This is a genomic window from Micromonospora sp. ATA51 (assembly GCF_016802855.1).
Taxonomy (GTDB): Bacteria; Actinomycetota; Actinomycetes; order Mycobacteriales; family Micromonosporaceae; genus Micromonospora; species Micromonospora sicca.
In genome coordinates, this window is record NZ_JAEVHJ010000017.1 from 24,372 (window position 1) to 43,478 (window position 19,107).

General features: G+C 68.5%; 16 protein-coding genes and 2 pseudogenes. 10 read left to right on the forward strand and 8 right to left on the reverse strand.

The features are described 5' to 3' along the window. The first annotated feature begins 11 nt into the window (after nt 1-11). The 3 genes from JNW87_RS05315 (at nt 12) to JNW87_RS05325 (ending at nt 3,204) form a co-directional block, all read left to right on the forward strand. Nucleotides 12-953 carry a hypothetical protein gene (locus JNW87_RS05315; RefSeq protein ID WP_109803974.1) on the forward strand — a complete coding sequence of 314 codons (942 nt, stop codon included), beginning with the start codon at nt 12-14 and terminating at the stop codon, nt 951-953. A 268-nt stretch (nt 954-1,221) separates the two neighbouring features. After that, nucleotides 1,222-2,214 (forward strand): hypothetical protein, encoded by a 993-nt coding sequence (locus JNW87_RS05320; protein WP_238453222.1) that lies wholly within the window; start codon nt 1,222-1,224, stop codon nt 2,212-2,214. Nucleotides 2,215-2,796: 582 nt separating this feature from the next. Next, entirely contained in the window at nt 2,797-3,204 is a 408-nt protein-coding gene (locus JNW87_RS05325; protein ID WP_146231281.1) for a hypothetical protein, read from the forward strand. 709 nt (nt 3,205-3,913) lie between these two features. Here the strand turns inward: JNW87_RS05325 and JNW87_RS05330 are convergent. The 6 genes and pseudogenes from JNW87_RS05330 to JNW87_RS40185 all read right to left on the reverse strand — a co-directional run. Then, the gene (locus tag JNW87_RS05330) at nt 3,914-4,516 is read right to left on the reverse strand and encodes a cysteine hydrolase family protein (protein ID WP_109805464.1); all 603 of its coding nucleotides are present in this window, start codon (nt 4,514-4,516) and stop codon (nt 3,914-3,916) included. 11 nt (nt 4,517-4,527) lie between these two features. Further along, complete coding sequence (locus JNW87_RS05335) at nt 4,528-6,612, reverse strand: glycogen debranching N-terminal domain-containing protein (protein WP_238453223.1); 2,085 nt, start codon at nt 6,610-6,612, stop codon at nt 4,528-4,530. Then, nucleotides 6,605-6,976 carry an SCP2 sterol-binding domain-containing protein gene (locus tag JNW87_RS05340; protein ID WP_109805466.1) on the reverse strand — a complete coding sequence of 124 codons (372 nt, stop codon included), beginning with the start codon at nt 6,974-6,976 and terminating at the stop codon, nt 6,605-6,607. Before JNW87_RS05340 ends, JNW87_RS05335 begins: the two co-directional genes overlap by 8 nt. 441 nt (nt 6,977-7,417) lie before the next feature. Further along, nucleotides 7,418-7,876, reverse strand: a complete 459-nt coding sequence (locus JNW87_RS05350; protein ID WP_238453224.1) for a YcxB family protein — start codon at nt 7,874-7,876, stop codon at nt 7,418-7,420. A gap of 335 nt (nt 7,877-8,211) precedes the next feature. Further along, a complete protein-coding gene (locus tag JNW87_RS40180; protein WP_375373465.1) occupies nt 8,212-8,868 on the reverse strand; it encodes an HAD-IC family P-type ATPase in 657 nt (218 codons plus the stop codon). Between the two features lie 184 nt (nt 8,869-9,052). Then, nucleotides 9,053-9,910 (reverse strand): annotated as a pseudogene (locus tag JNW87_RS40185) (HAD-IC family P-type ATPase); the annotation flags it as partial. A gap of 384 nt (nt 9,911-10,294) precedes the next feature. Here JNW87_RS40185 and JNW87_RS05360 point away from each other — a divergent pair. The 7 genes from JNW87_RS05360 (at nt 10,295) to JNW87_RS05390 (ending at nt 16,084) form a co-directional block, all read left to right on the forward strand. After that, nucleotides 10,295-10,654 (forward strand): metalloregulator ArsR/SmtB family transcription factor, encoded by a 360-nt coding sequence (locus JNW87_RS05360; RefSeq protein WP_255543460.1) that lies wholly within the window; start codon nt 10,295-10,297, stop codon nt 10,652-10,654. A gap of 470 nt (nt 10,655-11,124) precedes the next feature. After that, a complete protein-coding gene (locus JNW87_RS05365) occupies nt 11,125-11,862 on the forward strand; it encodes a hypothetical protein (protein WP_146231040.1) in 738 nt (245 codons plus the stop codon). Between the two features lie 627 nt (nt 11,863-12,489). Continuing rightward, entirely contained in the window at nt 12,490-14,079 is a 1,590-nt protein-coding gene (locus JNW87_RS05370; protein WP_238453226.1) for a sensor histidine kinase KdpD, read from the forward strand. Nucleotides 14,080-14,111: 32 nt separating this feature from the next. Next, on the forward strand, nt 14,112-14,546 hold the full coding sequence (locus JNW87_RS05375; RefSeq protein ID WP_109801489.1) for a roadblock/LC7 domain-containing protein: 435 nt from the start codon (nt 14,112-14,114) through the stop codon (nt 14,544-14,546). 2 nt (nt 14,547-14,548) lie between these two features. Beyond that, the gene (locus JNW87_RS05380; protein ID WP_109801499.1) at nt 14,549-14,920 is read left to right on the forward strand and encodes a DUF742 domain-containing protein; all 372 of its coding nucleotides are present in this window, start codon (nt 14,549-14,551) and stop codon (nt 14,918-14,920) included. Further along, on the forward strand, nt 14,898-15,488 hold the full coding sequence (locus JNW87_RS05385) for an ATP/GTP-binding protein (protein WP_109801490.1): 591 nt from the start codon (nt 14,898-14,900) through the stop codon (nt 15,486-15,488). Before JNW87_RS05380 ends, JNW87_RS05385 begins: the two co-directional genes overlap by 23 nt. Then, nucleotides 15,485-16,084 carry a GAF domain-containing protein gene (locus JNW87_RS05390; RefSeq protein WP_238453227.1) on the forward strand — a complete coding sequence of 200 codons (600 nt, stop codon included), beginning with the start codon at nt 15,485-15,487 and terminating at the stop codon, nt 16,082-16,084. The genes JNW87_RS05385 and JNW87_RS05390 overlap by 4 nt, the downstream gene beginning before the upstream one ends. Before the next feature lie 7 nt (nt 16,085-16,091). Here the strand turns inward: JNW87_RS05390 and JNW87_RS05395 are convergent, their stop codons facing one another. Both JNW87_RS05395 and JNW87_RS05400 read right to left on the reverse strand, forming a co-directional pair. Next, nucleotides 16,092-17,291, reverse strand: coding sequence for an acyl-CoA dehydrogenase family protein (locus tag JNW87_RS05395; protein WP_109801492.1), 1,200 nt, complete (start codon nt 17,289-17,291; stop codon nt 16,092-16,094). Between the two features lie 1,401 nt (nt 17,292-18,692). Then, a pseudogene (locus tag JNW87_RS05400) lies at nt 18,693-19,007 on the reverse strand (Lsr2 family protein); the annotation flags it as partial. Nucleotides 19,008-19,107: the final 100 nt, after the last annotated feature.

Consider the following 19,107-nt stretch of genomic DNA (forward strand, 5'->3'; position numbering starts at 1 on the left):
TGATCGGAGGCGTGGTCGGTCTTTGGGGCTTTCATGAGGCGGTTGCGGATGACGCTGCTCTGGCGGCCGGACCCGCTGCCTCTTGCACCCTCGGCGACCGGCTCAGCGCCGGCGGAACCCTTCTCGGCAGCTCCCTGGGCTGTGAGCCCTTCTCGCTCACCGGCCCCGCGATGGAGAGCGCGGCAGGCCGCGCAGGCGGCGAGGTAACGGTCGCAAGCCGGGGCCAGCTGGCGGGCCTGGACCTGCCGGTGCGAATGCCGGCGGGTGAGCAGTCGGCGGGTGTGCAACTTGCCGTAGGCCAGGTGGTGGACCCGACGGCAGCCGCCGACGCCGAAACGGTCGTCGAGGCAGTCGCCTCGGCGACGCGTCCGGTCGTGGGCCTGGCGTCGCCCGTTGTGGAGGAAATCGCCGGGACAGGCCTGCTGGAACCGGTCGGCACGGTCGTCCGGCCAGTGACCGAGCCGATCGTTGACGTTCTACCGCCCGCTCTGGCGCCGGTGCTCGGCCTGGCCCAGCCGATCATCGGCTCACCCGCCGCGCCTGCGACGCCTCCCACCGGCCCCGCCGTCGACGCGCCGCCGTCGACGGATGAGACGCCGCCGGCCGCGACGCCCACCACGATCGCCCGCCCCGTACCACCGATGGCCGCGGTCCAGCCGGAAGTCCCGCCGACGGCGCGGACGTCCGTGACAGCAAACCTTGACCCCCGGTCCCTGAAGGCGATCGGGACAAGTCAGGTGCCGTGGGCAGGCGACCTGGCCCACGCCCTCGGGTTGACTGGGGGCGCTCCCGTCAGCGTTGCCGGCCACGGCTCCGCTGCCAGCGGGACAGGAGTCCCGGCTGACGCTTCGCCGCGCTCCTCGGCCCCGGCCCTGCAGCCTGCCGGCGGTTACGTCACCGGATGCGAGAAGCTCGCGAGCCGCTCCGGTCAACCGGACACCAGACCCGCCTGAGCAACCCCGGCCATCCTCGCCCCGAGCCGGGACAGCCACGACGACCATTCGCCTCACACAGGCGCCGTCATCGCCGCTGCCACCTGGGGTCCGGTCCCGCCTACCCAGTCCCGCGGAACCGCTTCTGCCCGTACCTTCCTGGCTTCATCCGCACGGTTCGTGAAGAAGAAGCCGCCTCTGCCGCCGGGCGTCATAACGTCCCCGAACTCTGCGCAGCCCGGCGACAACGCCATCGCTGACCAGCCGCATCTGCTACCCGGAGAACCGCGTGATCAACAACCTGCCCGTCTGCCGCGCCCATTGGCACGACATCCCCCACATCGTCGATCTTGTCGTCGGCCCCTTCGCCGACAGCACGATCGGCGCATGGCTCGTACCCGACGAACACCGCCGACGGGACATCCTCAGCGCCGTCCTCCGCGTCTGGACCGAACACGCGCTGCTGTTCGGCGAGGCCTACCTCCTGCAGGATCATTCCGCCGCCGCCGTGTGGCTGCACCGCTACGGCCCCCTCTCACCACCAACCGGGTACGGCGAGCGGCTCGCTGTCGCCTGCGGCGAGTACGTGGACCGATTCCTGCACCTCGACGACGTTCTGCACACGCACCGACCCGACGGCCCCCACAACCACCTGGCGTTCTTCACCGTCGCGCCAAAGCCGTACCGGGTCAGACGTGCCAGCACCCTGCTCGCCACCAGCAACGCCCGAATGGGCCAGGCCCTGCTGCCCACCTACACGGAGGCGGCAACCCTCGCCGACCGAGACCTCTACGCACGGCACGGCTACGTCCCCCTCGAACCATTCACTCTCCCCGACGGCACCACCACCTACCCCATGTGGCGCACCCCGGGGCAGCGCCGGCACCGCGACCGTTCATCCACCCCACCCGCACAACCAGACCAGCCCACCCCCGCCCTGAACGACCTTCCGATCCGGCTCATCCTCGACACATCCGCCATCCTCGCGTTCACCGAGGGCTCGACCGCCGTGGGCGAAGCGATCGCCAAGGTCGCCGACGAGGGCTGCCTCTTCGGGCTACCCGTGATGTGCCTGGCCGAAGCAGCCCGATCAGTCACCGACACCGACCGGCTCGACCTCCTGGTCAACCATCCCGCCGCAGCGGTGCTGACCGTTGACCCCCTCCAGTGGAAAACCCTCGCCGCCACCCACCGCGCGGTCGGCCGGCTCGACACCGCGGGCGCCCTACTCGCGGCAGCGGGCAACAACTGCAGGGTTCTGGCCGAACAGCCCGGGCGGTAGCGGGGTCTGACCTAGGCAGGCGAACCGTCAGCTCGACGAGTGGCAGGGGTTCGTCCGTTGCCTCGGGCTGCCGCGCAGACCGACGCTGTGGGTCCTCGGCAGCTCCGCCGTGTCGCAGGCTGCCGCGCCTGCTGCCGCCGCGGTCACGCGTCAACTGGCGATCGATTAGGATGGGTGTCCACGGGCTGGTCGCGAACAGCGGCTCCGCGCATTGAATGGAAAGCCATGCGGCAACGGATGCTTGCGACGTCGGTCAGCCTGATCATCGCTTCCACAGCCGGTTGCTCCTCCGACATCGCGAGCGACGCCGGAGCACAGAACCCGGCTAGCTCCACTCCGACAATCGCCACGCGGGCACCGCACCGCACTCCACCCCAAACCACGAAAGCGGCGGTCCCGTCGCCAGCAACTCAGCTCAGATGGAACGGTCCCTCGAAGGCCGAGCCGGCGTTGCCCCGACTCCCGCCCTTGCCCGAGCCGCGGCCAAGGTCCAATCGCCCTGCCCCGGATGGAGTCGTCTACGGCGGGTCTGCTCGTGTGCGGATTCGGGACGGGTGGAATGGCGACGTCAGATGGGACGTGATGGATCATCGCGTGCAGTGCCAGTGGTACGACCACGCCTTGTACTGGTCGGCCGGCACTCACCTACTCGATGACCGTCCAACCGCAGGCGATGGTGGACTGGCCATACAGGTGGTGGAGGACCATACCAATCCTTTCGATCCCGCCCGCGTTACTGGGCGCAGGCTCGTCCTGACGTTCAAGGACGAACGGGGCAACACGCACAAGGCCATCGCAAGTCACCCGGACGCGAACTACTCCGATAAAGCCTCCCTCATGACGAAGACCAGCCCAGACAAGAGGCAGATCACCGCCAGCGCAGTCATGGTCGCGCACCCCGAGGTCGACTTCAACGACCAACGGATCGCCTGGGTGACCGTCACCGCGACGATCAGCTGCGACGGTCGGCCACCAATGCCAAACGCATAAGGACACGCGGCGCCCTCGCGGCGGTTGAGCGGCCCGTGACCTGACTTCCCGGCGACATCAGCCTGTACAGCAGCCCACCACCAGGCGACGCCGTCCAGAAAGGACGGCTACGGCGCGCTGGCTGTCCGTTCAGCCGGGCGGGACGGCCGGCCTCCCACCTCCCACTGTCCCGTCCGGTCTCTCCCTGCCGATCCGCAACAGTGACCCTGACGCTGCCGGAGGCTCCATGATCGTCGAATCGACCACCCGCACACCGCCGCCCCGCTGGCCAGTCAACAACAGCCGGCCGGCACCAGCCTCGCCCTCCTCGACGCCCGCGTCACCCCTGACGAACTCGCCCGCGTCGTCGCCCTGATCCGCGGCTGACTAGCGCATAGGCCCACCACCGGTTGGTGCGCTGAGTCTCGGTGGCGGGCGGGGGCACGTTCCCTACCCGCGCTCGCGTGGGCACCCTGTGGGAGTTCAGCATCGGCCCCTTCGGTCGAAAATTCTGCACTCGGGACGCCATGCCGCCTCGGCGTAAGTCGCCGCCGAACCCCGGACGGCCCATCGAGGAAAATATCGACGAGCCGTCCAGACGGAAGGACCCACACGTTCGGCCCGTCATAGATGCGTCTCTACAGGAAGAATTTCCCCTTCCCTTGCGGGCCGCTGCGCCGCCGGCCGCGAGGCGGCGCCCGGGCCGTTCGGGCTTCGTTAGGTAGCCGGGTCAGCCCATCAGGCTGCGGACGACCTCGTCGGTGGTGGCCACCTGGCCGAGTTGCCCCAGCGTTGCCAGGCTCGCCTGGTGCGCGTCGTCGGTCGCAGCCATGCAGGCGTCGGAGACGATCACGATGCGGTACCCGTGGTTGACCGCCTCGTAGGCAGTGCCGGTGACGGAGAGGTTGGTGGCCACACCCGTGAAAAGGATTGTGTCAATGCCCCGGGCGCGCAGGATCGTGTCCAGCTCGGTGCCGAAGAAGCCGGTGAGCCGGACGTGAGTGATGACGACGTCGCCCGCCTGCGGCATGACTTCCTCGATGATCCGGGTCTTCGGGGTGCCTTCGAGGAAGGCCTGCTGCTGGCGGATCATCGCGAAGGCGGGGGTGTTGGGGATGAGGTCCGGGTAGCCGGGTCGGTGGGCGACGCGCGTGTAGACGACGAGGCCACCGCTGGACCGCACCACATCGGCGACCCGAGCCGCGTGCGTCGCGACCCGGTGCCGGGTGACCTGCCCAGCGAAGAACGGGCCGAATATCCCGTCGGGGCTGACGACCTCGTGCTGCCAATGAACGCCCAGGACGGCGGTGCGCGCCCGGTCGATCTCCTGCATTGACCCTCCCGTCACGGGGCGGAGAGCTGTTGCGGCGCCGGCTGGTACCCGCGTCGGCCATTGGCGGCCGGCCCTCTGCCGTAGGCGTCCAGACGCCCCCACCGGCCGGGTATGTCCAGCAGCGCCACGAAGTCGAGATTAGCGGGAAGGGCAGGTCTGATCACCAGATCATCGCCGACCGACCGGAGTCCGAGCATCGTTCTCAGCAGCAGGAGCGGGGCGCCAGCGGACCATGCCTGGGGGCTGCACGCCGTGGGGTAGTTGACGGGATATCTGGTCTCGGCGCGGGCGGTCCCGGCGAACGCCTCGGGCAGCCGGCCGTCGTAAAAGGCCGCGGCGTCCAGGATTCCGGCCGCGATCCGGGCCGCCTCGTCGGGATACCCGTAGCGCCGCAGTCCCCAGGCGATGAACGAGTTGTCGAACGGCCAAATGGTTCCCACGTGATACCCGATCGGGTTGTAGCGGGCCTCGCTGTCGGCCAACGTGCGCACGCCCCAACCGCTGAACAGGGCGGGCGACATGAGATGACGCACCACGGCCGCGGCCTTCTGCACCTCGAGGATGCCGCTCCACAGCAGGTGGCCCATGTTCGACGACATGGCGTCCACCTGGCGGCCGTCGCCGTCGAGGGCGAGCGCCATGTACCCGCCGTCGGCGATCCAGAAGTCCCGGTTGAAGCGCCGCTTGAGGTCGGCGGCCTCCCGCTCCAGCCGGTCGGCGTACGCCGGATCGTTCCAGAACATGCGAGCCAGCCGAGCCGTGCGCAACTTCGCGTCGTACGCATACCCCTGCAGCTCACAGGTGGCACGGGGAAAGGCCGGCAGCCGGCCGTCGCGGTACGAGATGCTGTCCCAGGAGTCCTTCCAGCACTGGTTCTCCAGGCCGTTCTTCGTGTTGCGCCGCTCGTAGGAGATGTAGCCGTTGCCGGTCAGGTCGGCGTAGTCGTTGATCCAGTCGATCGCCGCACGTGCTTCCTGCTCGACCGAGCGCACGAGGTCGGCGTCGCCGGTCCACAGCTCGTACTCATCCAGTAGCACGAGGAACAGGGGAGTGGAGTCTGCGCTGCCGAAGTACGGAGTGTGTGGGGTCTCCTCGAAGATGCTCATCTCGCCGTACCGCATCTCGTGCAGGATCCGGCCGGGTTCCTCCTCCCGGAAGTCGTCGACCCGGCTGCCCTGCCGGAACGCGAGCACTCTCAGGGTGGTGGCGGCGAGTTCGGGTGCGAACGGCAACGCCTGGAGGCTGGTGAAGATGCTGTCCCGACCGAACAGGCTCATGAACCAGGGCAGTCCTGCGGCTGGCACGCTCTTGTCGTCGGCCAGGAACGGGCTGAAGCGCAGCGCGGCCAGGTCGATGAGGCTCTGCCGGTACGTGCTGCGCAGTGGCTCCCAGTCGGACTCCAGACGCGGTGCCTGGTCCAGCCATTCCAGGAGATCGCGGTGCTTGTCCCGGCCCGTTCGCGCCGCTCGCCCTGGGATCGTGAGCCGCTCCAGACCTCTCGGCATCGGAAGGTCCGGCAGGGCGCTGAGTCGGGCAGACCATCGACTGTGGGGTTCGATGTGAACCTTGAGCGTCAAGCCGTCATCGTCCAATTCCGCTGGCGCCGAGGCGGAGATGATGGTTTCCCGTCGGAAGCGCTCCCGTTCGTAGCCGAGCACCAGTCGCCCGTCGTCGACTCGCCGGTAGTGCCGGCCCTGCTTCCTCGTCGCGTCCTTGACCTCGAAGAGGTCCGCGAAGTCGGCGTCCGCCTCGACCCGGAGGGTCAGGTCGACAGGTTGCCGATCGTTGTTGAGGATGGTCAGGTCCTCGTGGAGGCCGGTGTCCAGGGTGTGCCTCCGGCGCACGGCCAGGGTGCTGTTGACGTAGACGTCCTGGCCGCCTGGGACCAAGTAGAACCGGTTCTCGAAGTAGTTCACGTCGTCAATGGAAAGGGTGGTCAGCCGCTCCCCGTTGATTGTCAGCACCCACTTCGACAACAAACGGGTGTCGTGAGCGAAGAGGCCGTGCGGGGCGTCCGGTGACGGAACGATGTCACCCGTCCGATCGCAAACCATGAAGGTGGTTCCGTCGAGGATGCCGACCTGGTTCTCACTCATGGTCACCTCTTCGGCGTCGCGTCTCCTGGGAAGCAGGTGGCGGCGGAAACAGCCTTCGGACGGTCGCGAACAGCCGGGGGCTGCCCTCCACGGTCGCCTCGCCGCGCAGCACGGTGGTCAGGAAGTACGCCTCCCCGCTGGCAATCCGGTCAAACACCGCCCGATCCGCCCGGACGACGGCGTCCCCACCCGTCGCCTGCTCCGACACCGTGATGTCGCCCTTGACGATGGAGACCAGCCAATGGTCGACCTGCCCGTCCTGGCTGATGTCGAACCGGACACTGCCCTCGTGGAGCGCCGTCAGCCGGCGATCGTGCCCCCGGTGCGCGAGGCTGCGGAAGAAATCCTGGGTGACGTCAGCCATCGTGACCCCTCCTCAAAGCCACGATGCCCCTGACACGCGGCCCCCGCCTCACCCTAAAGAGGTGAAGTTCGCCAGCCGGCCTCCCTGCCAGTGTGTTGCCGCCCGTTCCGATCTGCGCTTGCCCCCGGATGGCGCTCGTGCGGTGGACAACCTACTAGCGTGAGACTCGATGGATCCTTCGCAGGCAACGCTGCTCTTTGCCGCCGGTCTCCTCACGGGCGCCTTCAACGCGGCCGCCGGCGGCGGCTCCCTGATCGGATTCTCCGCGCTGATTGCGGCTGCCAGGTAGACGCGTACGGGTCGCCCCTGGCCTCGTTGACGTTGGTGTCAGTGAGGGCGATCAGCTGTGGTGGGTGAGGTCGTTGGGAAAACTCTGGCGGCGGCTGGTGGTCCAGCTGCTGGCCGAGTTGAGCCTGCCTCTGACCCGGCGGGCATCGGATGTCAGCGCAGCCCGGCGAACACGGCACCGACCTCGGCGCGCGCGTCGGCACTGAAGGCGTCCCTCGGTACCGCGACCGCACGTCGGGCCAGGAGGCCCTGGAATAGCCAATACCGGCCCGTCTCCCGCAGCGGCCGCAGGGACTCCCAACGGTGCTGCGTCGTGACGTCGGCCAGGCACACCCTCATCCCCTCGTCGGTCAGCTCGTACCCGATCTCCACGGCCGGCCCGCCAGCCGACAGACGCCGCCAGACGCGCCGCAGCGACAGCTCGAAGGAGAGCGGGGCGGCGACCAGCAGCGCGACGAGCAGCACCGCGCCGGCTGCCGGTGTGAGGAGCAGCGCGCCGACCGCCATCAGGAGGGCGGCTGCCCACACCTTGAGGAGTCGCACCTTGCCGGACACCCACACCAGCTGCCGGTAGGCGGGGTAGTCCAGCGCCGCACGGCCCTCGATGCGCATGTCGTTCTCCTCTGTAATGCGTCCGAGGCGTTCGATGGCGGGCCGCACCCGTCCCCACCGACGCGGCATCATACGTGCGGGCGGGCGGGAGCACCGACGGGCCGCCGTCGCCCACCTGCCCATCAGCCCTTGTCCGCGGTAGCCGCAGGTGCGGAAGTCGGCAAACAGCTGAGTGGCATTCGTTGCGCCGTCGTTGACGCGTTGGTCCAGGTAGTCGAGGTGGTCGTCAGGGCTGCTGGGCCGGCCGGCACGGGGTTTGGCCAGGAGTTCGTCGACGCGCGGGCACACGGTCACCGTGCAGGGCTTGGCCGCCCGCGCCCGCCCGGCGCGGCGGCTCATCGAGCGGCCAGCGCTCGACGCCAGGCCCTGGATTGCAGCAGCCGTAGGCCGTTGAGGCCGACGACGACTGTGGAGCCCTCGTGACCGGCCACACCGAGGGGTAACGGGAGGTGACCGATGAGGTCCCAGGCGACCAGGACGGTGATGAACGTGCCGGCGATGACAAGGTTGGTGGTGACCAGGCGGCGGGCGCGGCGGGACAGGGCGATGACGGCGGGCAGTGTGGTCAGGTCGTCGCGGACCAGGACCGCGTCGGCGGTCTGCAGGGCGAGGTCGGAGCCGTGTCGGCCCATCGCCACGTCGGTGTCGGCGGCGGCGAGAGCGGGGGCGTCGTTGACCCCGTCGCCGACCAGCAGGACGCGCCGGCCGTCGCGCTGAAGGGCGCGTACCCGATCGACCTTGTCGGCGGGCAGCAGGGCGGCGTGCACGTCAGCGATGCCTGCCTCGGCGGCGAGCCGGCCAGCCGCACCGGGGTTGTCACCGGTGAGCAGCGCCAGTGTCGTGCCGGTCAGCGTGGTCAGGGCGGTGACCGTGGCCGCGGCGTGCGGGCGGACCCGGTCGGCCAGGGCGAGGACGCCAGCGGGCGCGTCGTCGACGATGACCACCACGGCGGTACGGCCGGCCGCCTGCGAGGTGTCGACGAGGGCATGCACCTGCGGGTCGACCCGCGCGACGTCGTCGAGCAGCGTGGGGCTGCCGACCCGTGCCCGCCGCCCGTCGACCGTGGCGGCGACGCCCGGCCCGGGGTGGAGGCGAAGTCGTGGGCGGCGGGGACGGCCAGCCCCCGGTCCCGGGCGCGGCGAGCACTGCGGCGGCCAGTGGATGCTCGCTGAGGTGCTCGGCGCCGGCCGCCAGCCGCAGCAAGGTGTCCTCGGCGTGACCGCTGTCGGCGATGAGGTGGATCTCCGCGATCCGGGGGGTGCCTTCGGTGAGCGTGCCGGTCTTGTCGAACGCGACCACGTCGGTGTCGGCGAGCTGCTCCATGACCACGGCGGATTTGACCAGGACGCCATGCCGGCCGGCGAGGGCGATGGCCGACAGCAGTGGCGGCATGGTGGCCAGTACCACCGCGCATGGCGACGCGACGATCATGAAGGTCATCGCTCGAAGCAGGGTCGGCTGCAGAGCCGCGCCGAACGCCAGCGGGACGGCGAACAGGGCCAGGGTCGCCACCACCGGGCCGACGGAGTAGCGCTGTTCGACCTTTTCGATGAACAGCTGGGTGCGGGCCTTGGTCGCCGAGGCCTCCTCGACGAGGGCGACGATGCGGGCGATCACCGACTCGGCGGCCGGGCGGTGCACCCGGGCCAGCAGTGACCCGGCGCCGTTGACGGTGCTGGCGTACACCTCGTCCCCAGGGTGCTTGGCCACCGGCAGCGGCTCGCCGGTGATGCTGGCCTGGTCGACGTCACTGGCCCCGTCGACGACCACAGCGTCGGCGCCGATCCGCTCCCCCGGCCGTACCCGGATCAGATCGCCGACGGCCAGTTCCGCCGTGTCGATGGTGTCCTCGGTGCCGTCGTCACGGACCCGGGTCGTGCGCTCGGGGGCGAGGTCAAGCAGGGCGCGGACCGAGTCGGCGGTCCGGGCCGTGGCGAACGCCTCCAGCGCGCCGGAGGTGGCGAAGATGACGATCAGCAGCGCGCCGTCGAAGACCTGCCCGATGCCGGCCGCACCGAGCGCCGCCACGATCATCAGGAGGTCGACGTCCAGGGTCCACTCCCGCAGCGCCCGCAATCCGGCCAGCGCCGGCTCCCAGCCGCCGAGCGCGTACCAGGCCAGATACAGCGTCTACCACAGCGGCGCCGGGGCATGCGCGAACTGCGCGATGCCACCGAGGGCGAAAAGCACTGTCGCCGCCGCAGCCCAGCGCGCCTCAGCGAGGGCCCACAGCCGCGCACCCCACCGCCGAGGCGCGCGGGCTGCGGCGGTCGCGGGCGGAGCGGGAGTGGTGTCGGCCGTCAGGGTGACAACAACCGACCATACCTGCATGCCTTCGCAGATACACATTCAGCTAGGAAGACAGTCAGCGGAGGAAGGCTAGGCTAGACGGTGCATGCGTCGCTGCCGGACTTCCAGATGCCCAACGACGAGCAGGTTCACCTCGCCGCCGAGGGTTTCCGGCTGCTCGCCGACCCGACCCGCATCAAGATCCTCTGGGCCCCACCCCAAGGCGAGTCGTCGGTCGCCTGCCTTGCCGACCTGGTGGGCGCTGCCCCCACCGCCGTCAGCCAGCACCTGGCCAAGCTCCGCCTGGCCGGGCTGGTCCGCGGACGCAGGGAAGGCACCTTCGTCTACTACTCCGCCGCCGACGTCCACGTCCAGGCCCTGCTCGCCGAGGCGCTGTTCCACGCCGACCACACCGACCGAGACTTGCCCGACCACGCCCGCGGTGACCTGCTCCCTCACACCGGTCCCGCCACACAACCGGCCACCTGAGCCGGAGCACGAAAGTTTCTTGCCGGACGTCGTCAAGCCCACGGGTTCGAGCAGCACCGCGATGGGATCACGGCCTCGAGCGACGGCCGGTTCCAGCAGGTGGCGAAGGCCAGCAGCACCACATCCGGTTTGAGGCTGGTCTCCAGCATGTGCCGCAGGGTGTGGGCGATGCGTTCCTTTCGGCTGCTGACGGGGCGGGGCTACGCGCTCGGCAACACCCTTGGCGCCGGACCCAGCGAGCCGTGACGGCGCCGGCAGCACGACCAACGCCGACGCCCCTCGATACGCCGATCACCCCCCGGTCACCACGTCCCGGAAGCTGTCGAGTGAGACAACCCTGGGTGAGCGCGGCATGGGACGGAATGAAGCGGGCCAAGACGGGCAGTCGCGGGCGTACAGCGCTGGCGGCCCATTCGGCGGCGCTGCATCGGCCGGTCAGCTAACGGGTTATTTGACCTATGGTCACGGGCATGATCGGCAAGGTCCTCGCTGCTACAGTCCGCCACCGGCACACTGTCTTGATGCTCGGCCTGCTCGTAGCGGGCGGGAACGCTGTTGCGGTGGGCTTTGCTCCCTCCCTGGGGCAGCTCCTGTTCTTCCCGCTGCTCTTCCTTGCCGTGGCGCTCCTGGTCCTGGCGATCCTCAGCTGGCAGACCCGTCCGGCCTACTTCGTGGTGCAGCCTCAGATTCCGGCCTTCGGCACGCCGGTGCCTGCATGGAAGGTATTCCTGCCCCTGTGCTCCCTCGCGCCCTTCTCGGCCGAGGTCGGCGCTCTGATGCGCTCCGCCAGGCAAGGCACTCCGTGGACACCCGAATCGATCCTCCTCCCTGTCTCCTGGCTTCTGCTCGTCGCACTGCTGGTCGTTGAGGCCTGGCGGGGCTATGGGCCACAGCTACGTCCCCATGGCGTACAACAACGCACCGTCCTCGGCTCGCTCATAGTGCCGTGGGAGGCACTACCGGTCGCCCAGACCCCTCTGCCTGTCGGCCCTCCCTCGACACTGTGGCTGGCCTACGCGCAACCCCAGTTGGTGCGCCGGCGCGGCATTCCATGGAGCCGGCACGCACTGCGCACGGACAACGTCGACGCCTGGTTTCTCGCCGCTGCGATCCGACACTACGTCTGTCACCCCGACCGCCGAGCCGCCGTCGGCAGCCACGAGGAGTACCAACGGCTTCTCGCCGAGTTGCCCGGTCGCGAACGCTGACGAACGCGAAGCCCCCTGTGGATGGGGCTGCCGATCCAGGAGGCGGCCGTGGCTGCGTTCAACGGAGGCGAAAGCCGTAACGCTGCCGGGCAAGACGGCGCTTTCCTACCGGCTGGCGAGCTGACGTTGGGAATTTTGCCGGGCGCAGCATCAGACTCGATGATGTCTGTGAGGGCATGGATGTGGTGGGCAGACGACGACCTTGAGTTCGCCGCGGTTCGCGGTCGTATGCCGCTGCAGCATTGGGCCAGACGTGAGGGGTCCTGTTGCGGCCGCAGGCTAAGAAGCGATGTAGTCCATATAGGATTCGGACCGTTGTCCATCGCCGCAGTGAGAGGGGCCGGAGGTTCTAGACTGCCTGTATTCGAGAGCAATCTCCCGCCTCCGCACGGTGCCGGTCGATCGAGATGGCCCGCATTTGCCAGCGGTTTCCCTCCTGGTACGAGGATGCTGATGCCTGAGTCTTCCCCTCTTGACACGCGTGCCGTCCATCGGGCACACGATCCCTACGGCGAACCTTCCGCACGCGATGGGTACACGGCCAGTGGCTTGGGGCCGCGTTTTTTGTGGCTGTCTGTGCTTCCTGCCGCCGTCGTTGCGTTGCTCGGGGCCACCGCCGTTCTCTGCGTGCTCGTCACGTCCGGGGAAACGGTCACTGCCAGGATGGGCTGGGCTCTCGTCCTGGCATGGATCGCCTGCGTAGTGGTCATCGCCATCGCCGCCAACCGAGCCAATGCGGTCGATCGCCTGGTCGTCGCCAGGATCGGCGCCGTGCGGTCCTCGACCACTCACCGCCGGGCTGAGGTGCAGTGGCTGATCGAGCGGTTGCGCCGCGGCGAGCGGCTCGAGTCACCCGCGGAGCTCGTGCCGGGCAGGGGCGACGATGGATTCGCGCTTCTGCAGCGCGAACTGGACGAGGTCCTGCATGCTGCCCAGGTCGCCGTCGTAGAGGCATCAGCCGTGACACCGGCGGCGCCCGTGCCGAACTCCGGTCACCAGGTGGAGGTCTTCGTCAACCTCGCCCGACGGCTGCAGTCCCTGGTGCATCGGGAGATCCAGTTGCTCGACGACCTGGAGAACCAGGTGGAGGATCCGGATCTACTCAAGGGTCTGTTTCAGGTCGACCATCTTGCCACTCGTATCCGCCGGCACGCGGAGAACCTTGCGGTGCTAGGTGGCGCTGTTTCTCGACGACAGTGGAGCAGGCCGGTGGCTCTGACCGAGGTGTTGCGGTCGGCTATGGCCGAGGTCCAGCAGTATTCGCGGGTCAAGCTGGTGCCACCGATTGAGGGCACGCTGGGTGGCCACGCTGTCGCCGACGTCATCCATCTGGTCGCTGAGCTCGTTGAGAATGCCACTAATTTCTCCGCCCCCCACACCCAGGTGCTACTGCGTGCCCAGGCCGTGACGGCGGGTATCGCAGTGGAGGTTGAGGACCGGGGCCTGGGTATGCCGCTCGCCGATCAGGACCGGGTCAACCGTCTTTTGGTCGACCCAACCGGGATTGACGTGGGCGAGTTGCTGCGCGACGGCCGCATCGGGTTGTTCGTCGTCGGGGCCATCGCCCGTCGGCACGGCATCACGGTACGGTTGCAGACCAACATCTACGGCGGGATCCAGGCGGTGCTCATCCTGCCGCCCGGGCTGCTCGGTGCGCCGCCGCAGAGGAGTGAATCCTGGCACGAGATGCAGCCGCAGCCGCAGTCCATGGTCCAACCACCACGCCACGAGCCACAATTTGCGATGGTCGCGAGTGGCTCGACGCCCCCACCGCCGGCGTACTCACCGGCGCCTGCCCCGCCTCGGGTTCATGACCGGACTCCCATGCCCAGCGAGGGGATCCGTGCTGAGGTGACGGCACAGCCGTCTGCGGCCTGGGACTACCTGTCCTCTCCTACCGACTCTTCTGCGTCGCTGCCGGCAGCTAGCGAGGCCGCCCGCTACGCCGGGGGCACGGCGGCGGAGGGGGCCGCGGCCAGCGACCCGACTACAGCCCAGTTCGCTGACGGCGACGCGCGTCCGCAGCTACCGCACCGGAAACCACAGACACATCTGGCCCCGCAGCTGCACGGCGCCCCCAGTGCCCCTGTCTCAGTGGAACAGGTGGCTGAACACGACCCCACCCTGATGGCTACGTTCACGAGGGCCTTCAGCCAGGGCGAAGCCGGAACCGGCGGGAATGACGGTTCCGAGGGCCGTCTAGACGGCATCAGCTGACCCCGCGTCACCGTTAAGGAGGGTTACCTATCATGCGGAGCAATGCGCCCGTTGAACGATCTCAGGATCTCGTGTGGCTGCTGTCCGGGCTGGCCGAGCGCGTCCCCCACACCCGTAGTGCTTTGCTGCTGTCCTCGGACGGCCTACCGATGGCCGCCCACGGGCTGGATCGGGCCGGCGCGGACCATCTGGCGGCAATCTCGTCCGGACTGTTCTCCCTCGCTCGCAGCGCCGGAGGTAGTTTCGATGGCGGTAACGGCGTCCGTCAGGTGGTGGCGGAACTCGATGACGCCCTGCTGTTCGTCACGGCGGCCGGCTCGAATGCCGTCCTCGCGGTGCTCGCCGGCCGTGAGGCTGACGTCGGCGTGCTCGGGTATGAGATGTCGCAAATGGTGAAAAGCGTACGTCCATTTCTGGCCACGCCGAAGCGTCCGGGGATCGCCAGTTCTGACGACATTATTCGGTGACCATGGTGGGTCCGGAGGACGAACCCTTTCTCGACGACGACGCGGGGCGCCTGGTGCGCCCGTACACGGTCAGTAACGGGCGCACCCGACCCAGCACGCACATGGAGTTGCTGTCCTGGGTGATGGCGACCGGCCGGTTACCTCGGGGACACCTGGAGCCGGACCATGCCCGGGCGCTTCGCCTCTGCGGCGGCCCGACCACGGTCGCCGAGATCTCGGCACACCTGAAACTGCCCGCTGCTATCACGAAGGTGGTGCTTTCCGACTTGGTCGATTGTGGCGCGCTGAGCACCCGAGCTCCCAGCCCTATCGCAGACCCCGCTGACCGATCCGTATTGGAGGCGGTTCTCTATGGCCTACAACAACGACTCTGAACTGTCTCCGGTGTTCCCGACTGCGCTCAAGATCCTCGTCGCTGGGGGGTTCGGCGTCGGTAAGACGACGTTCGTCGGTGCGGTGAGCGAGATCCGGCCGTTGCGCACGGAGGAGATCCTGACCACCGCCAGCGTGGGCACCGACAGCCTGACGGGGGTGGAGGGCAAGTCCACCACCACGGTGGCGCTGGACTTCGGCCGCATCACCGTCGATCCTCGCCACATCCTGTACGTGTTCGGCACACCCGGACAGGAGCGCTTCTGGTTCATGTGGGACGAGTTGTCTGCCGGAGCCCTCGGGGCTGTGGTCCTCGCCGACACCCGCCGCCTACAGGACTCCTTCGCAGCCGTCGATTTCTTCGAAGCCCGCGGCATCGATTTTTTGGTCGCCGTCAATCAATTCGACGGCTCGTTCCAATACAACCCTGAGGAGGTGCGGGCCGCTCTCGAGCTCAAACCCGATGTGCCGATCGTCATGTGCGACGCCCGTCAAAGCCGCTCCGCGACCGCGGTGCTGATCGCCCTGCTCCAGCACTTACTCGGCACTTCCCCATCCCACTCGGCGTGAGACGCGTCAGACCTGCAGCAGATATGGAGCCAGAAATGATCTACGAATCCCCGGCCTACCAGTCACTGACGCCGACTGATCAGGAAGCGCCGCAACGTGTGCAGCGGCTGCGCGATCTCGGCCTCGGGGAAAGCCCAGACCCCGAGTTTGACGAATTCGCCCAAAAACTCGCACAGATCACCAAAGCCCCGTACGCGATGGTGAACTTCATCAGCGAGGACCGCCAGTTCTTCGCCGGCCTCTACACCGCCCCGGCCGGGCGAGCCAGCGCCACGCCGGAGGTCGCGGCCGCCGGGCAGCCTGGCCGGGTGATGTCACGAGACCACGGCTACTGCCCGCACGTCGTGGTCCGGCGCAAGGCGCTGGTACTCGACGACGTGTGCGACTACCCGCGGTTCGCCGGCAACCCCGTGGTCGACGAGATCGGCATCCGCTCTTACCTGGGCGCGCCACTGATCGACCACACCGGTATGGCCCTCGGCACGATCTGCGTGGTGGACACCGAGCCGCGCCCGTGGGGACGGCAGGGACTGGAGACCATCAAGTCCCTGGCCGCCGAGCTGACGGAACGGATCAACCAGCGCAGCCGGCGATAGGACGACGTCAGGAAGTGGCCGCCGCTTCCAGCAAAGGGGCGGCGAGCCGCTCCGACCACTGCCCCTTGGACGTGCCCAGTGCCACCTCGCCGAGACGGATCAGTTGGACGTCCGAGGTGCCGGCTGGAGCGAAGATGTGGTGGGCGTCGCGGACATACCGCTCTACCGGCCGGTCGGGGTAGAGCCCGCACGCGGCGTGCACTTCCATCGCGTTACGGGCCGAGTCGAGGGCGTACTCGACGTTGATGAGCTTGGCGTTCATCAACTCCGCGTCGCAGGGCAGGCCTTGGTCCAGCAAGTGCACCGCGTGATAAGCGGCCAGCCGGGCGGTCATCAGCCGGGACTGCATCTGCCCGACCTTCAGCTTGATTGGGAGGAGATCACCCAGCGGCTTGCCGTAGCGGTGCTGCTCGGTGACGTATGCCGAGGTCTCCTCAAGTAGGGCCTGGTGGATGCCGAGGGAGACCGCGGTCAGGTTCGGCCGGCCGTACAGGATGCTGGAGGAGTAGGCGACGGCCAGGCCGTCACCCTCGACGCCGAGCAGGTTCGCCGCGGGTACGCGGCAGTCCTCGAAGACGAGTTCGCCGAAGCTGAAGCCGTGCAGGCCCATGGCCGCGCGATGCGGGCCGAGCGAGAAGCCCGAACGGTCCGACTCGACCAGGAAGGCCGACAGTCCCTGAGAGCCCGCGCCGGTGCGGACCACCACGCCGTGCAGGTCACCGACGTGACTGTTGCCGACGAACACCTTCCGGCCGTTCAGAATGTAGTCGTCGCCGTCGCGTACGGCGGTGGCCTCCATGCCGAGGACATGGCCACCGGACTGTGGCTCGGTGACCGCGATGGTGGGCAGGCAGGTTCCGTCGGCGATGGCCGGTAGCCACTGCCTCTTCTGGCTGTCGTTGCCGAAGTGCACGATTTTGGCCACGCCCAGCTGGCTGGCCTGCACCATGGCGCCCATCGCGCCGCTGACCCGTGACAGCTCTTCGATGATGATCGTCTTCGCGAGGTGTCCCAGGCCCATCCCGCCGTAGTCGGGGCTGATCGTGACACCGATCCAGCCCTGGTGCGCGATTAACCGCGACAGTTCGTGCTGAACCGAGCGAGACGCTTCCATTTCCGGAATCCGGGGGCGTACCTCGGCCTCCGCAAACGTTCGCACCTCCTCCCGTAGACGCTCGTGACGCTTCGTGGTGAAGTAGCTGTCCATGAGCAGATCCCCTCGTGAGTTCGCCTGCCGACCTTGGCGGATCCGGTTGAATCCGGCCAGGCCACAAGATTCTGGTCGCCGCCGCACGCATCTTCGGGTTCGCCGTTGATGCGCCAGCGGTTCGACGGGTCGACTCGGGCTCGGCTGCGCCGCTGACCCGGCCGCAGGCCAATCACCACCGCCGGTGCGGCTATTGGACAAGTCGGCAGGTTCATGGCAAAGACCGATGGCAAAGCCACGCTCGGAGGTGGGCCGCTACTGCAGCACCAGCGCCATGCGTGAATGGCCGAGCACGGACGGCGAGCCAGCTGTGACGGCTTAGGGGGCCCCGGTTCCTACCGCCGCCCGTCGCCTTGGCGCCGCTCATGGTCGCAACCGTAGGGGGTGGGCGCCGGTGCGTGTATTCGAACTCTGACCAGGCGCGATGATGATGCGGCGACCAGAAGAGGCCTGCTGTCTCATCCTCCGCCTCCCAACCGGTTCGCCGCTGATGGTATCCGCGGAGATCCACAGCAGCACCCTCCTATCAGTACTTGGGACGCTGAGTCCCAAGTCAGGCCAAACGGTGGGCGTTTCCGCTCTCCGCAGAGGACGCGCGCTATCGCTGCCGACGGCGACAGCCGTCACGGACAACGAGAAGGCTCCCGCCGCCCACCTGGGCAAAGGTGACATCCTCACCGGGGGTCGCCAGAGTCGGCGTATCGGTGACAACGGTGTGGCGGTACCTGCGGGAGGCTGTCGCCGGCTCAGCTCATACCGATGGCCTCGCCGACGCGATGCGGCGGGGTCACCCGACTGGTCTAGGCGATCCTCGGCGGCAAGTTGATCCGATCGACTGGATCGCCGATCAGCGGCCCTTACTACTGTGGCAAGCAAAGCGACACGGCGTGAGCGTGCAGGTCCTCCCCGACCCCGGGTGGTCGCTGATCGGGGCCTCACCCGCCCTGTTCGACTCCAGCCATGATCTGCCCGCCGCCCGCGCCGGCGGCCTGGTCGCCGCCTGACCAGCGCCGGCGAGATGACCTTCGCGGACAAGGGCCACCAAGGCGCCGGTGGCGCCATCTGGGCGCCGTTCAAACGCCGACACACCCGCCTATCGCGGCGGCAGAAGCAGTTCATCCGAGCTGGGCGTCGTACTGCCAGCCGCCGTCGAACACCGGGCCGCGCCGGTCGGCGAAAACAGCTGCTCACCCCACGCCTTGACCGGGCAGCCGGCACCGGCGGGCATATCCCCGGCCTGATCGGCCGGGTGGGCGCTGCCCCGCGCAGTCACCGAGGGACCGGTAAACACCCCTCAGTTCGTAGTGGCGGCCTGCGGGTACGCCGCCGCGAACTCGGCCTGTCAACGTGGCCTTTCCAGCCGAGTGCCGCCCGACTGCTCACGGGCGGTCCCAAGACCGATCAGCGATTGCTGTACGCCTCCATGAGCGAGGTCGGAATGCGTCCCCGGTCGGAGACCTTGTAGCCGTTCTGCGCGGCCCACTCACGGATCGCGCCACTCCGCACCCGGTTGGCTGCCCCGGGAGCCGCGGGACTCCCCGGCCGACGTGTGGCCCGGCGTGCGTCGACACCGCCTCGACCGATCCGCCGGCCGGCGTTGATGTACTCGTCCAGAGCCTTGCGGAGAGCCCCGGCGTTCTGGTCCGAGAGGTCGATCACGTAGGAAACGCCGTCCAGGCTGAGCTCGACGGTGCGATCCGCCTTGCTCCCGTCGAGGCAGGGTCATTGCGTTCTGGGGTTGCTGCTGGTCACGGCGGTGATGAGGTCGTGTGGGCGGCGGTTGGCGCGTCGGGTGGCGCGGGCGATGTTGGTCTCG

Bases quoted from the DNA above. Each gene is read 5' to 3' on its own strand.
- JNW87_RS05380 (WP_109801499.1), top strand. From the start codon at position 14,549: ATGGTGGGTCCGGAGGACGAACCCTTTCTCGACGACGACGCGGGGCGC.
- JNW87_RS05350 (WP_238453224.1), bottom strand. From the start codon at position 7,876: ATGCGCATCGAGGGCCGTGCGGCGCTGGACTACCCCGCCTACCGGCAG.
- JNW87_RS05365 (WP_146231040.1), top strand. From the start codon at position 11,125: ATGATCGGCAAGGTCCTCGCTGCTACAGTCCGCCACCGGCACACTGTC.
- JNW87_RS05340 (WP_109805466.1), bottom strand. From the start codon at position 6,976: ATGGCTGACGTCACCCAGGATTTCTTCCGCAGCCTCGCGCACCGGGGG.
- JNW87_RS05325 (WP_146231281.1), top strand. From the start codon at position 2,797: ATGGATCATCGCGTGCAGTGCCAGTGGTACGACCACGCCTTGTACTGG.
- JNW87_RS05360 (WP_255543460.1), top strand. From the start codon at position 10,295: ATGCCCAACGACGAGCAGGTTCACCTCGCCGCCGAGGGTTTCCGGCTG.
- JNW87_RS05335 (WP_238453223.1), bottom strand. From the start codon at position 6,612: ATGAGTGAGAACCAGGTCGGCATCCTCGACGGAACCACCTTCATGGTT.
- JNW87_RS05395 (WP_109801492.1), bottom strand. From the start codon at position 17,291: ATGGACAGCTACTTCACCACGAAGCGTCACGAGCGTCTACGGGAGGAG.
- JNW87_RS05375 (WP_109801489.1), top strand. From the start codon at position 14,112: ATGCGGAGCAATGCGCCCGTTGAACGATCTCAGGATCTCGTGTGGCTG.
- JNW87_RS05385 (WP_109801490.1), top strand. From the start codon at position 14,898: ATGGCCTACAACAACGACTCTGAACTGTCTCCGGTGTTCCCGACTGCG.
- JNW87_RS05330 (WP_109805464.1), bottom strand. From the start codon at position 4,516: ATGCAGGAGATCGACCGGGCGCGCACCGCCGTCCTGGGCGTTCATTGG.